At 41.7% G+C, this 14,861-nt stretch carries 13 protein-coding genes; 7 read left to right on the plus strand and 6 right to left on the minus strand.

Annotation, left to right across the window (positions count from 1 at the left end; all coding sequences use genetic code 11):
- Positions 1-8: 8 nt before the first annotated feature.
- The 5 genes from J4E76_RS08310 to J4E76_RS08330 all read left to right on the plus strand — a co-directional run bounded on the left by J4E76_RS08310 (position 9) and on the right by J4E76_RS08330 (position 5,438).
- Entirely contained in the window at positions 9-1,802 is a 1,794-nt protein-coding gene (locus J4E76_RS08310; RefSeq protein WP_208503037.1) for an acyl-CoA dehydrogenase, read from the plus strand.
- A 91-nt stretch (positions 1,803-1,893) separates the two neighbouring features.
- Complete coding sequence (locus J4E76_RS08315) at positions 1,894-3,150, plus strand: ectonucleotide pyrophosphatase/phosphodiesterase (RefSeq protein WP_208503039.1); 1,257 nt, start codon at positions 1,894-1,896, stop codon at positions 3,148-3,150.
- A gap of 28 nt (positions 3,151-3,178) precedes the next feature.
- Positions 3,179-3,745 (plus strand): cysteine hydrolase family protein, encoded by a 567-nt coding sequence (locus J4E76_RS08320; protein WP_208503041.1) that lies wholly within the window; start codon positions 3,179-3,181, stop codon positions 3,743-3,745.
- A gap of 48 nt (positions 3,746-3,793) precedes the next feature.
- Complete coding sequence (locus tag J4E76_RS08325; protein WP_208503043.1) at positions 3,794-4,846, plus strand: aromatic ring-hydroxylating dioxygenase subunit alpha; 1,053 nt, start codon at positions 3,794-3,796, stop codon at positions 4,844-4,846.
- Positions 4,847-4,868: 22 nt separating this feature from the next.
- The gene (locus J4E76_RS08330) at positions 4,869-5,438 is read left to right on the plus strand and encodes a hypothetical protein (protein WP_208503045.1); all 570 of its coding nucleotides are present in this window, start codon (positions 4,869-4,871) and stop codon (positions 5,436-5,438) included.
- On the opposite strand, the gene J4E76_RS08335 is transcribed toward J4E76_RS08330, so the two are convergent.
- The 4 genes from J4E76_RS08335 to J4E76_RS08350 all read right to left on the minus strand — a co-directional run bounded on the left by J4E76_RS08335 (position 5,435) and on the right by J4E76_RS08350 (position 8,782).
- Positions 5,435-5,788, minus strand: coding sequence for an MmcQ/YjbR family DNA-binding protein (locus tag J4E76_RS08335; RefSeq protein ID WP_208503047.1), 354 nt, complete (start codon positions 5,786-5,788; stop codon positions 5,435-5,437). The genes J4E76_RS08330 and J4E76_RS08335 overlap by 4 nt on opposite strands.
- Before the next feature lie 24 nt (positions 5,789-5,812).
- Complete coding sequence (locus J4E76_RS08340) at positions 5,813-6,040, minus strand: DUF6728 family protein (RefSeq protein ID WP_236017337.1); 228 nt, start codon at positions 6,038-6,040, stop codon at positions 5,813-5,815.
- A gap of 3 nt (positions 6,041-6,043) precedes the next feature.
- Complete coding sequence (gene ispG / locus J4E76_RS08345) at positions 6,044-8,011, minus strand: (E)-4-hydroxy-3-methylbut-2-enyl-diphosphate synthase (protein ID WP_208503049.1); 1,968 nt, start codon at positions 8,009-8,011, stop codon at positions 6,044-6,046.
- Positions 8,012-8,074: 63 nt separating this feature from the next.
- Positions 8,075-8,782, minus strand: a complete 708-nt coding sequence (locus J4E76_RS08350; RefSeq protein WP_208503051.1) for an SDR family oxidoreductase — start codon at positions 8,780-8,782, stop codon at positions 8,075-8,077.
- 159 nt (positions 8,783-8,941) lie between these two features.
- Between J4E76_RS08350 and J4E76_RS08355 the strand changes: the two genes are divergently transcribed.
- Positions 8,942-9,673, plus strand: a complete 732-nt coding sequence (locus J4E76_RS08355; RefSeq protein ID WP_208503053.1) for an ABC transporter permease — start codon at positions 8,942-8,944, stop codon at positions 9,671-9,673.
- Positions 9,673-10,425: an ABC transporter ATP-binding protein gene (locus J4E76_RS08360; protein WP_208503055.1), complete on the plus strand. Its 753-nt coding sequence runs from the start codon at positions 9,673-9,675 to the stop codon at positions 10,423-10,425. Before J4E76_RS08355 ends, J4E76_RS08360 begins: the two co-directional genes overlap by 1 nt.
- A 1-nt stretch (position 10,426) precedes the next feature.
- On the opposite strand, the gene J4E76_RS08365 is transcribed toward J4E76_RS08360, so the two are convergent.
- On the minus strand, positions 10,427-11,323 hold the full coding sequence (locus J4E76_RS08365; RefSeq protein ID WP_208503057.1) for a sulfurtransferase: 897 nt from the start codon (positions 11,321-11,323) through the stop codon (positions 10,427-10,429).
- An 87-nt stretch (positions 11,324-11,410) separates the two neighbouring features.
- Positions 11,411-14,860: a hypothetical protein gene (locus J4E76_RS08370; RefSeq protein WP_208503059.1), complete on the minus strand. Its 3,450-nt coding sequence runs from the start codon at positions 14,858-14,860 to the stop codon at positions 11,411-11,413.
- Position 14,861 lies beyond the last annotated feature (1 nt).

A 14,861-nucleotide genomic window follows, 5' to 3' on the forward strand; every position in this document is an offset into this window, starting at 1 on the left:
GAAAGCACATGCAAAATCAATATACCAATTTAGAAACGCTCAAATTCCTAATCCATCAGGTTCATGAGACGGATAGTGTTTTAGGTAAGGGGCGGTTCTCAGCCTATGATAGTACGGCTGTGGATATGTTTTTAGATTCCATTGAATCACTCAGTGATGCGGAGCTGTTTCCCTACATCAAGGAGATGGATGAGAAGCCTTCATTCTTTAAGGACGGAAAGATTACTATTCACCCTCAATTCGAACGCATCTTTCAACAAGCGAGAGATCTCGGACTCATTGCTTCAATTTTCAATGAAGAAGATGGTGGTTTACAGATGCCCAACACGCTCTTCCATGCTGCCTACTATATCATGGAGGCCGCCAACAACCATGTAACCGGTTATTTGGGACTAACGACAGGTGCTGCCAACCTGATCGCCACCTTTGGTAGTCAAGCCTTGAAAGATCAATACCTCTCCAAGATGCTCAGTATGGAGTGGACCGGATCTATGTGCTTAACAGAACCACAAGCAGGGAGCTCACTGTCAGATATTACCACAAGTGCTTCGCCAACGGCCAATGGGAGTTATCTAATTAATGGTCAGAAAATATTTATCTCTTCAGGAGATCATCAATTTGCCGATAACATCATCCACCTGCTCTTAGGAAGAATCGATGGCGCTCCAGAAGGAACCAAGGGAGTATCCCTATTTGTAGTGCCGAAATACAAACTTGTAAAAGGGCAACTCGAGGACAATCATGTCATCACTGCTGGTGAATTCGAAAAACTTGGACAAAGAGGATATTGCACGTCTCATCTAGCATTCGAAAATTCAGAAGCATGGTTAGTAGGTGAAGAGCATCGAGGTCTTAGCTACATGTTCCAGTTGATGAACGAAGCTAGGATAGCTACAGGCAGAATGGGTGCTGGCATAGCTTCTGCAGCTTACTATGCCTCCTTACAATATGCAAAAGAGCGCCCTCAGGGCAGAAAACTCACCGCTACTGGCAACAAGGACCTGCAACAAGACCAGACCTTAATTATCAATCATCCCGATGTGAAAAGGATGCTTCTTCATCAAAAGGCCATAGTTGAAGGATCATTAAGCTTAGTTTTGCAGGCTTCACATTATCTAGACCAGGAACAATTGGCCGAAGGCGAAGCCAAGGAACGATACCATCTGTTGCTCGAACTGCTGACTCCAATTGTCAAGACATACCCTGCCGAAAAGGGGCTTGAATCTGTAAGTCAAGGGCTTCAGGTACTGGGTGGTTATGGATTTTGTCAGGACTTTATTCTTCAGCAGTATTACCGAGATATCCGCATTATCTCTATTTATGAAGGTACCACTGGTATCCAATCGCTCGATCTATTGGGTAGAAAGGTTAATCTGAAAAATGGTAAGGTCTTGCAGTGGTTAGCGGAAGAGATCACGGAAACCATTGACACAGCATCACAGATTGAGGCATTTCATACTTACGCCACAGAGCTAGAACAAAACCTAAAAATGATCCAGCAGGTATTAACAGAACTTGCACCAATCGTCAAAAAAGGTGACTTTGAAAGATACTTGTCTGACGCCACTGTCTTTATGGACTTGTTTGGAACCGTAATCATCGGATGGCAATGGCTAAAAATTGCCAATGCCGCACATGAAGAATTAAGTCAGGATCAAAATGAAAAAGCCGCAATGGAGGGGAAAATTCATGCCATGAAGTTCTTCTACAAATATGAAATGAGTCGTACCAAAGGCTTGGCTAAGACTTTGATGAACCAGTTGGCACTAACTTTGGATTTCAATCTCGATTACTTGGATTAACAATTCTCTACGTTTATTAATAGAAGCTTAACAGTTATAAAATCACATGGGCATATCCTTCATACTACCTTTACTTTCGAAACATCGCGTGGTGAAAAAGCATTTTGAGTTAATCCTTCTTGTGGCAGTGATTGGCTTTGTCTCTGTGGCCAAAACTCAGGATAAAGTGACTGCGCCCTATGTCATTCTCATATCGTTGGATGGCTTCAGGCATGACTATGTCGAAAAGTTTGATGCACCAAACCTCAAAAGACTTATTAGTCAAGGAGTGAGTGCTGAGGCAATGCTTCCATCCTATCCGAGTAAAACATTTCCAAACCATTATACGATCGTCACCGGACTTTACCCTGATCATCACGGCTTGGTAGATAATTCTTTCTATGACCGTAATTTAGATATCCAGTATAGCATCAGAGATAGATCTGCCGTGGAGAACACGGCCTTTTATGGAGGCACTCCTTTATGGCAGTTGGTACAGCAGAACGGAATGAAATCCGCTTCCTATTTTTGGGTTGGGTCTGAAACTCCTGTTACGGGAAGCTATCCTGATTACTATCACATTTATGATGATAATGTAGCTAACGAGACAAGAATCAATGCTGCTATCGATTGGTTGAACCTTCCTGAGGCAGAGCGTCCTCACTTTACAACCCTTTATTTTTCCCTAGTAGACAGCCAGGGCCATGCAACTGGTCCAAATGCTGATGAAACCAAGCAAGTAGTGTTAGAGGCAGACAGACTTATTGGGTTACTAATGGAAAAGCTTAAAACTGTTGACCTGCCAGTCAATGTGATCATTACTTCAGATCACGGCATGAACGAAATCACACCTAAGGAAGAATCTTACCTCACCGTTTCAGACCTTCTTAAGGATTTCGATAAAGAAAAATTTCGATTCGTGAGCAATGGCGCACATGGTCATTTCTATTCTGATGACAGAGCTTACCTTGAGCAAATTGCTAAGCAATTAAAAGCAAGGAATGACAGTGACAACTTTGAAGTATTTTTCAAGTCTGAGATGCCTGCACATTGGAACTATGGCACTCATGATCGCGTGGGTGATCTATTTATTAAAATCAATCCAGGGCACTATCTAAGCTCCTCAGCAAGAAAACAAAGAGCTATCACCAATCAAGAATTCCGTGGAGAGCATGGATTTGACCCAGATGAGACAGATGACATGGGTGCCATCTTTTATGCCTATGGTCCAAACTTCAAATCAGGTTTAACAATCGGTAAGTTTCGTAATATCCACGTATATCCTATGATTGCTAAGGTCTTGGGAATTACACAACTGCCAGAAATTGACGGAGACTTAAAGGTATTAGAGTCAATCATTAAAGACTAGCTGTTATTTTTGGGACTCAAAAATCAATATGAGCCTCATAGAAAAAAACACCGCCTTAATTCTTATCGACCTTCAAAAAGGTTGGGAACACACCGAACACTGGGGAGGTAACCGCAATAACCCTGAAGCTGAAAAGGTAGCCCATGCTCTGCTGCAAACTTGGAGAGCAAAAAACTTACCTGTCTTCCATGTAATCCACAGTTCGACAGATCCAGCATCCGAACTCCATGAGAGCAAGCCAGGTTTTCAAATGCTCGATGAGTTCAAACCAATCGATGGAGAGCCGCTAATAATTAAACATGTGAATTCAGGGTTTATAGGCACAGACCTTAAGGAGAGACTAGAGAATCAAAAAATTGATACACTTGTGATCGCTGGGCTTACTACCAACCATTGTGTGTCTACCACTACTCGCATGGCTGGTAATTTCGGTTTCGATGTTTATTTGATATCAGATGCAACAGCCACCTTTGACAGAAAAGGTCTTAATGGTGAGGTTTTTGAAGCAGAGTTAGTCCATCAAACAGCTCTCGCAAGTCTGAATGAAGAATTCGCTACAGTTCTGGATAAAAATGCCTTGCTAGAAATACTCTGATTTTAATCATATACCAATAAGCATCTTATTCATTATGTTTGTTGCAGAATGAAAGCAAGCAAGTCGAATAACCTCCGCAATATTTGGTATGTGGCCTGTCATGGAAGTGTCCTAAAAAAAGGCAAGACCATCGAAAAGGAAATCGATAGTGAGAAAATCCTTTTAGGTCGGGATGAAAACGGCAAAGCTTTCGCCCTTAGAAATCAGTGCCCACATCGAGGAATTCCACTTACTTATGGAAAGTTTGACGGCTGCGAAATTCAATGTTGTTATCATGGATGGCGCTTCAAAACCGATGGAACCTGCACAAAAATCCCAGCACTTCCTCCAAACTCTAAGCTGGATGTAAGCAAAGTCAGGGCACCCTACTACCCTATTAGAGAAGTTCACGGCCTTGTATTGATCTATTTGCCTCGTGATATGAGGAAGCCTGAAGACATTGACGAAAGTCTCTTTCCCCATTTCCCTTTGGATAAGGATAAATCGTTCGACTTGGTTACAGCCAAGCCCATGGACTGTAGTCTAGATCATTCGGTTATAGGCTTGATAGACCCAGCTCACGTTCCATTTGTACATCAGTCATGGTTTTTTAGAAAAAGCGATAACCTCAAGCTGAAGGAGAAAAAATTTGCACCAAGCCATCTCGGCTTCAAAATGGTTCGGCATACCCCTTCTAAAAACTCAGCTGCTTATAAAATCCTTAAGAAAGAGCAGACAACGGAAATTAGCTTTCAAATACCAGGCATTAGAATTGAACACCTCACCGTAGGCGAAAAAGTCATTTTAATAATGACCACACTGACACCGGTTAACGAGAACACTACTGAACTCACCCAGTTCATATACACTGATATCAGTTGGTTCAAGGTGCTGAGACCTATTTTCCACAAGTTTGCAGATACTTTCATACAACAAGATGTTGACGTATTCAAGAAACTTAAAGAAGGGCTTAATAACAATCCTCCACTTATGCTAATGGGAGATCCTGACATGCAGGCGAAATGGTATAATGCCATCCGGGCTCGATATGAAAAATGCCAAGAGGAAAAAACTCCATTTGAAAACCCAATTGAGGCTCAAACTCTTTACTGGCAGACCTAGTTAGTTGATTGAAACCCTAAATATGAAACGCAACAAAATCCTACTACTCACTTTATTGATGTTCTCCATTGTTTCCTGTGGCGATGATGATGGAGGAATCACCGAAGAACAACGTCAATTGATAATGGGTGACGACAGCAGTGCTAATATTGTATCTCTGGGTTTGACCAGCCCCATTGTCTTATCACTCGATCAGGTTCATATAACACCTCGTCAACTGGACATCAACTTTGATCAGACTGCTGATATTGTCTTGAGCGCTTATGAAGAATTCAATGGGAATAAGGGACTCACACTAAATACAGAATCTGTAGATGTTCGGGTTTCGGTAGATGGTAATGGGGATATTAAGGCCCTAAATAGTGGCGATATAGTGACAGCTACTTCAGAAACTTGGGTTAATGCCTCCACACTACCTTTAGCAGAAGTCTCTGGTCAAACGGTAACAGGTTTGTGGAATGGTCTACAGAATAGATTCATTGCTGTCCGAATAGATATTGGTTCAACTAGGTATCTGGGCTGGATAGAGTTAAGTGTCAATAGTTATGATAACTATTCCTTACACAACTATGTGGTGAAGTTGATTCCTTAGAGATTTTTAAGTTCTTCCTTGAGTTTTTTTGGTAGGCTGGCCACAATCAGCTCATAAGAATGGTCGATCAATTCTCGCATCAGGTTTTCCGGTACAGATCCATCTGTAAAAACAGAGTTCCAGTGCACCTTATTCATATGCCACCCTGGTCGAATACCTTCGAACTCTTCTCTTAATTCTACTGCCCTTTCCGGATTACACTTCAAATTGATAAACTCATACTCCACAATCCCTGTGATTGCAAAAACTTTGTTCATCACTTTCATTACCAAAGTATCTGGCCCGAATGGCGTGTCTTCGGTTACACCTGGTTTTGACAGGCAATAGTCTCTAAATTCATCGATATACATAAGTCAAAAAAATCGAATTATAAACTACATGCTTCGCGAAATGGCGCGGGCGATTATCACGGTCAAAGCGATAAGAAACATGATGATTGAAATTTTATTCACACCATGCATCATCTTCAAATTGAAGTTAGTCGGGCGGTTTGGGTCCTTCTTGCGAAAGAAATAACCAAGCAGCGGACCAAAGTCAAATGCCTCTTTAGCAGACAACTTCACTCTTTCATTTTCTTCAGTATTCTTCTTCTCTTCTGACATAACTTATCCTTCTATAGTTTGTGGTTCCATCCACTTGCCATCCTGACGAATGATCTCAATCAATTCATCAACCGCCTGCTCAGATGGCACTCCTCTTTTCACAACATCTTGCCCCTTATAAAGGGTGATTTTTCCTTTCCCTGAACCGACATAACCAAAATCCGCATCCGCCATTTCTCCAGGCCCATTTACGATGCATCCCATGATGCCAATTTTCACGCCTTTCAAGTGATCGGTACGCTTTCTGATCATGGCAGTAGTTTCTTGAAGGTCGAAAAGCGTTCTTCCACAGCTAGGACAGGAAATGTACTCTGTCTTTGTCATTCTAGTCCTTCCTGCCTGTAAAATACCAAATGCGGTTTCGTTCTTAAGTTTTAGCACATCAAGCCCATCACCTTTACAAGCACTGAGCATCACACCATCACCAAAGCCATCGACCAACAAGCCTCCAACATCCGTTGATGCCTGGATAAGGAAAGTCTCTTCATCTTCTATCTCGTACTGCCTTTCAATGATGACAGGCACTTGTAACTTTCGCTTTTCAAGTTCAAAAAAGAACCTCCTCAGCGCAGGCATTGCATGCCTATTTTGAGTATTGAGAATCACCACAAGATTATCTGCCTCAAGAACAGACATTGTTTCAGTATCTAACTGATGATCTTCAAGTTTTAAAAAATTCAATGAGTCATCACAAGTCTCGGCAGTTTGTAACTGTTCGAGGGTATACAATGGATGACGATTCTTTTTGTCTTCGAGTTGTTCCCATGCTGGGTAATCGATCACCTCTCTAATTCCGTTTGGAAGCATAAATGAGATGGCCCTATTGCCAGAATAGACATAATCGGCACCTTGATCATTCATGGTCCATTTGTCGGGTTCTGGGAGATAGAAATGACCTATAGTCTTTAAACTCTTTACAGATACCTCTTCCAACTGACTGAAATCAGCCATCACCCTTGGAACATTGGTATTTCCAATATTAATGACCTCTCTTGACTGTCTGCGATGATAGGCAAATGGATCAATAGGGTTTTCATCAATCTCGGCAATGACATCATGTCCTTCACGACTGGTATACTGATCCACTAGCTTTTGAGCCACTGGCGCTTCAAACTCCGGTTCTTCTGTCAAGGAAACTCTTACTGTATCACCCAAACCATCTTCTAGCAAGGTGCCAATACCCACGGCCGATTTAATCCTACCATCTTCGGCCTCACCAGCCTCGGTCACTCCCAAGTGCAAGGGATAGGGCTTTAAGCCCTCCTCATCTAATTTCTGAACCAAAAGTCGATAAGCTTCTACCATTACCTGGGCATTGCTCGACTTCATAGAGATAACAATCTGGTCAAAGTCTAGGTCTTCGCAAATCCTTAGAAACTCCAGAGCAGACTCAACCATTCCAAGGGCTGTATCGCCATAGCGGCTCATAATCCGATCGGAAAGGGAGCCATGGTTGGTGCCGATTCTCATGGCAGTACCATGTGTTTTGCAAAGTTCGACTAGGGGAGTAAAGCGTGCTCTAATTCGATCAAGCTCTGCTTCATAGGTCTCATCGGTATACTCGATGTTCTCAAATCTCTTTTTATCAGCGTAATTGCCTGGGTTGACCCTCACCTTTTCAACGATCTGCGCTGCTAATTCGGCAGCGTTAGGCGTAAAGTGAATATCAGCCACCAGCGGAACATCATATCCCCTCTTTCTTAATTCAGCCTTGATATGCCTGAGGTTCTCTGCTTCCTTTAGGCTTGGGGCTGTAATTCGGACAAGCTCGCAACCAGCATCAACCATCCGAATGGTTTGTTCAACCGAACCCATGGTATCCATGGTATCTATGGTGGTCATAGATTGTACAACAATGGGATTGTCACCACCGATGGTCACATCGCCAACCTTAACTGGAATCGACTTTCTACGGCTATATTTGACTAAGCTATTGCAGTATTTTTTGACCGAGGCTACACTAGAATTCATGGCTTTCTGATTGCTTCAAAGTTAACCTGAAATGAGGGAATTTGTTGCAAATAAGTCGACTCTCTAAATGTCTCCCAACTGTGGTCTAAGTATTATCTCTTCTACTACTGTATTTTTAGATAGTGCATGTGCCCCATAAATAGCGTCTGCGACATCAGTGGCCTTCATAAATCGATCTTCGGGTAATTCTATCCCTTCCCAACTAGCAGTATATGTTGCGCCAGCAAGGATTGACGTCACTCGAACACCAAACTCTTTCATCTCTTCTCTCAGGGCTTTTGTAAATCCGTGCAAAGCAAACTTAGAGATAGAATAACTTCCTCCATTCGCATAAGATTGAATACCCGCAATGGAACCGGTGGTAAAGACATGCCCCTCTTTCCTTTTCTTCATATCACGTATAAAGGCTCGTGTGAGATAGTAGGCACTGTAAAGGTTGGTTTCAATCATTTGTTCAAGGTTACCCTCATCCTCTTCATGAACCGAACCTGGAACGAAAACTCCTGTATTGTTTAATAGAACATCTACGGGCTGATTGTGAGCTTTAACAAAGTCTGCAAACGCCTCTAATTGCCTCTTATCAGACATGTCAGCTGATTTCATATAAACCTTTCCTGGCCCATTCTTTCCCTCCAATTCAGCCTTAAGTGTTAGCAAATCCTCTTCACTTCTTGCACAAGTGGCTATATCATAACCTTCCCTATGAAACTTCTCTACTGTCGCTCTCCCAATGCCTTTGGTACCACTACTAATCACTGCCAGTTTGCGCATATTTTTCTTTTTATCACCTAAAGTTAATGCCTTCTCGTTAAAAGGTTCGTTGCTTTATATACAAAGGCACTAAATCCTTTTTAATAAATTTCAAGGCAGTCTTAGGGCAAGTTTTACTATTTTACCGTTGATTGATTCCAACAGGAAGAAATTAGATTAATGAGAAAACTCGGAGAATACGTTTTATTTCTTGGCGCACTTTTTAAGAACCCTGAATCTTTCAGGACTTATGCCAAATTGATTTTGGATGAATGTATCCTAATCGGAATCAATAGTATCGTTCTGGTTTCGATAGTATCCGTGTTTATGGGTGCTGTATCTACCTTACAGACTGCCTACAATCTAGTCAACCCACTAATCCCAGACAATGTCATTGGATTGGTAGTAAGAGATTTGACCATATTGGAATTGGCACCGACTATCACAGGAATTATTTTCGCTGGTAAGGTGGGGTCAAGTATTGCTGGTAACCTGGGTACAATGAGAATCACTGAACAAATCGATGCTCTCGAAGTAATGGGTATTAACTCCGTTTCTTACTTAGTGCTCCCGAAGATAGTAGCCACATTATTCATGTATCCGTTCCTAGTAATACTTGCCGGAACATTGGCGATCTCTGGTGGTTTCTTAGCGGCTAAGTTTGGTGGGGTATTGGCTCCAGCTGATTATTTTATTGGTTTGAAGCTTGAGTTCAACACCTTCAGTGTTTACTTCGCTTTGATCAAATCAGTGGTATTCGCCTTTCTTGTATCCTCCATTTCAGCATACATGGGATTCTTCACCAAAGGTGGAGCCTTAGAAGTGGGACAGTCAAGTACACGCGCGGTAACTGTAAGCTGTATCGCAATTTTGTTAAGTGATTTTATATTAGCTCAACTACTCCTTGTCTGATGATTGAAGTAAAAAATCTTACGAAATCCTTTGCTGATAAGACAGTCATTCAAGACATCAATGGTGTATTTGAGCAGGGAAAAACCAGCCTTATCATAGGAGCCAGTGGATCTGGCAAGAGTGTAATGCTCAAAAATATAGTTGGCCTTTTTACCCCAGATAGTGGTGAAGTACTTTATAACGGAAGAAACTTCATCGGTGCCGATCGGGATACGAAAACGGATATCCGGAGAGAGATAGGAATGCTTTTTCAAGGAGGCGCGCTCTTCGATTCGAAGAATGTCGAGCAGAACGTTAAGTTTCCACTGGATGTGTTGACCGACATGCCAGAAGATGAAAAACTGGATCGAGTCAATTTCATACTAAAGAGAGTTAAGCTCGAAAACACTAACAAAAAAATGCCTTCTGAGATAAGTGGGGGCATGCAAAAACGTGTGGGTATTGCCCGAGCAATTGTGAACAACTCTAAGTACCTCTTCTGTGATGAGCCTAATTCGGGTCTTGACCCTCAAACATCAATCAAGATTGATCAATTACTCCAAGAGATCACCGATGAGTATAAAATCACTACAATTATTGTTACTCACGATATGAACTCGGTAATGGAGATTGGCGAATACATTCTATTTATTTCCAATAGTAAAAAGTTATGGGAAGGTACAAATGACGACATCATCCACTCCGGAGTTCAGGAGTTAGATGACTTCGTCTTCGCTAATAAGATGATGAGAAAAATTAAGTCCTTAGGATAGATTACTTTCCGTTTTCTACCTTATACTCATCCGGCAACGTATCCCATTCATTAAAAGATCCATCGTAAAGTCTTGCATCAAAGCCCAAATACTTGGCAATGGTATAGATGGTAGATGCTCTTAAACCCACATGGCAATAGGCCACAACCTGCTCTCCTTTTTTGACTCCTTGGGTAGCATACATTTGGGCTAAAACCGTCTTGTCTTTCAGAAACATATTCTCATCGACTACATCCAACCAGCATATATTACTCGCTCCCATGATATGACCTCCACGCTTGTACTGACCAGTTTCTGTACCGTTGTAGAAGACATCTCTTCTTGCATCAATCAGATTGATTTTGTCCTTTCCAGCAGATTTACGCGCATACTTCTTGTCTACCTTGACTTTCTTCTTTGTCTTAAGCTTAAGCTTACCAGGGGCAGTTTCTATAATTGTTGGCTTATCAGTTGAAAGGGCAAGGTTATTTGCCTTCCAACCCTTAAGACCTCCATCCAGAATCCTAACCCGATCAGCAAGTCCAAAATAGTCTAGTGTAAAAAACAATCTAAGAGTAGCAGCATGATCACCGCCCCCATAATAAAGAACGAGTTGAGAATCGTTGTTAACACCTTTCGACCTTAGGGTAGAATCCATTTTACTTACCTCGGGTAACTCCCAATAAAGTCCATCTCTGACAACCGTATACTCTGGCGGAATTATTGAAATCGCCCCTTCAATATGTCCTTCTTCATATGATTTTGGATCTGCCACATGCAATATGACCAAGTTGTCATCAGACTGATGATTTTGGAACCATTGCTGATCCACAAAAATTTCAGATGATTTTTTCTGGCTATAGCTATCAGTAAATGAAAAGCACAAAAGCAGAACGGAAAGTGTTACTCGAATCTTCATAAAAAAGTGGTTTGATCAGTACTAAGATACGTGATGACTAGACAACTGGCTGACCAAATTCACCCTTTAACCTTTTATTAACACTTGTTAGAACAGCGCACTAACCTGTACTCTACCAAGATGAACAGCACTATTATCTGCTGATTTTCTGCCGTCATACCTTAACACCAACTGTAGGCCTTTCCCAAGCTTTTGTTGCCAATTGACATTCCAGGTAAAGTTTTGACCTGGTCTCAACGCTTCTAAAAGTTCATAGCCGGTAGGCGTATTCTCGGTACCTACAAAGTCAATATTTACTAAGCGAAAACCACTCGTTAGGGTAGTCTTAGCAGCTTTTGCAAAGCGCATACTGATTTCTAATTCTCTCAGCATGGCAGACTCTCCATTGCCCTCTGAGAATACGTTCTGTTTCTCCTTTTGCGAAAGCTTACCAGTAAATCGGAAAGTCCTGAAAGGCTGCCAGGTGATAGATGGTTGAAAGGTTGTCTGTTCGATTTGATAATTTCTTGGCTCCAATACATCAGACGAATTACTTCTGTTCCCATCAATGTAGTTGATGTCGAGATTAAGCGACTTATTAATATTCCATCGCAAGTGTGTTCTGATATCTCGATTAGCCCTTCTTTCAAAACCATTGAGAAGCAGTTGCTTATTTTGAATCTGAGCGATGCCAATATCGGCTCCAAACTTGGTATTGGATCGGTTAAAGAATAAAGTCGAACGAACACTCTCATTCAAACCTAAAACCACAGAGTCTGGAACGTTGGTTGGCAATAGCCTACTCCCCAAGTCATCATCAATGATTTTAGAATTTAGAGACCATGCGGTATTGTTAGAAAAGTGAGAAATGAACTTCTTAAACCCTGTTTCACGATTCCATACTCTTGGGAAGTTGAGGTTAAAACGATATGAAATAATGGTATTAAAGGCCTCTTCAAAAGTATCGGTTGGCACAAAGATCTTTGCATAGTTCTTCTCATCAGGGTTTATGGCCAGATAAAATTCGTTGAGATCCTGAATACCATCACCATTATCGTCACGCCATGTATGTGTACCCTGACCTGTTGCTACCAGAATAAAAATAAACTCCCTTCTCAGCTCACGGCTATTGGAAAGGTTATAGTTCAGCTCGGAACGTACTATCCTATCAAAAAATGAACCCACCCAATCCAAACGTCCCATTATAGTCTCGTCATTTCTATCGATGCCGCTCTCGTTGAGGTTCTCAAGATTTCGATAGGTAAACAGCAAAGAGAGCCTATTATTATCATCAAAGTTGGTTCTGAAAAAGGCATTCCAAGTCTCTGATTGATTGTTGTCCAGCAACACACCATTTACAGGTAGTCGATCTTCCCTGACCTGGTAGTCAATACCATAAGTCGTCTTAAGGGTGTCTGCATTTTTCAAGTAAAAAGTGTGCTCGGAGAAGTTCATGGCCGTACTCACAACAAGGTTGTCCAATTGGCTTCTTACCGCATTTCGATCTTGTTGATATCGATAACCAGGGATAAACCACCGACTACCATAGGAGACATCAAACTTCAGTCGATTCCATTCGGAGCTCAAAACGGCCTGATCATTATTCATTAAATAAGCATCAAGCCTGGTCTGAAGCCTTCCTATCCGCTTGGAGAAATTAAAGTAATGTTGAAACCCATCTACTGCCTCTCCGCGCTTACGTCTTACCAATCGATAATCGAAACTATTCAATGGATCTTTGGTCAGGTTCAACTTGGCGTTGAGAATATTTTCTGAGAAACTCTGTGCAAAATCGTTGGGATTGAAGCTCCAATCCCTATCGAACTCTATATATCGCAATCGATCGATGAACGAAAAAGATTCGCTGTTGTACTCATAGGAAAGCTCCGAATTGAAGAGGTACTTGGGCAAAAACTGGACTTGACGATCGGTGGTCCTGTGAATCAATTTAAAAGCCGTTCCATTATCATCCTCCGAGTCTACCTCTGAAAAAAGATTAAGATCATTTTGAGACAATGCAATCTCTGCTTCTACAACATCATGACTATTTAGCTTTGCAGAGCCACCAACAGTAAACATTGACTTCTGGTTGGGAGCGTTAAGTATAGAGATGGGCTCAAAGTTACCTTGGGCTACACCATTAACCGGTGGTATCCATTCATAAATACGACCATTAGAAGTGGTGCTCAGCAAACGATAATTTCCTCGCATAAAACCCACATCACTGAATTGCACGTCAAAGAAGGCACTATCTGGATTAGTGGAGTATTGAAAAATATCATAAGTCTGGTTGTTGGCGTCACTTCCGACCGTTCTGCGATAAAGAATCAAATCGGGCGTAAACCCTATGCTATCGACTCGACTTGTGAATGCTTGGTCCAAGTTATCCCCGGCATCCGCGAGAATACGCTTTTCTTCGTTGCTCAAGTCAAAAGCCAAAGGCTGATTTCTATTATCCTTTTCGCTATAGTAGTTGAGCGAAAAGTTGAGCTTATCATTCTGTTGGTAGTGACTCGCCTGAAAAATCGATCGCGTATAGTTCTGATCTGAGAATTCGAAATCAACTCTGATACGCGTAAACTGAGTAATCAGCACCTTATTCGTGAAAGTAATCTCTCCTAAATTATAGTCAATGATATAGTCATTCTCAAAGCCTCTGGTCTTCTGCTCGCCATCAATAAACACTTTTTCCGAGCCTGCGAGAATGATCAAGAATCTCTCATTTTGAGGACCTCTCACCCTGTAAGGTCCTAAAACACCTTCAATCGGATCGATAGTCGTGGATGCAAACCTACCCTTGGCCACAGAGGCCGCCAGTGACGTCTGTGCTTTAAAACCATTGGGCAAATCATAGTCGACCTTGAATTGCGCTCCTTGAACATTCTTATAATATCGTAGGAAATTCGACTCTTGATTTCTCAGTACTACATCTCCTGCCTTCAATGAAAACTTATCGTTATAAAGTTCTATGAATACATTATCGAAGTCTTGTAGTTGTTGTGTGTTCCCTTCAGGTTGAAAAGGGACATTGCGATCGGTTATAACAGCACGTAAGTTTACACTCTCGGTTAGTTGTCCTTCCATTTGCAAATTCAGTGTAGAATTAACAAATACATCTTGGCGGTTACCAAAGGACACTCCTCGGGTAATGCTTCCTGTTTTGGTGATGCTCTCTGTAGAGATTACCTCTTCTCGTGTAGGTAGCGCCAGTGCTTCTTGATAAAGGACAGCATCTTTGAAAAGAGCAGTAGAATCATAAATATCTAAAGTTCTATTCGCTTTAGGCGTATGCAGGTCAAAGGGCAATGTGCGATAGCATACGAGAACGGAGTCAACTCCTTGTTTAGGAATTAAGATACTATTGGTGTTGAGATTAAACTCGAATTGAATTTTCGAATTGGGTTTTGTGATCCTAACCGACTCTGGATAAACTGTCAGAGAATCAAGAATAACCTCACTGTCAAACTCAGATACCCATTTGCATACTTCTTCAGTCTGTGCCTTTAGTGAGACACTAAGCATAAGTGTGACCAAGAAAACAAGTGAACCACGAAGCACA

It is taken from the genome of Roseivirga sp. E12 (assembly GCF_017592825.1).
Taxonomy (GTDB): Bacteria; Bacteroidota; Bacteroidia; order Cytophagales; family Cyclobacteriaceae; genus Roseivirga.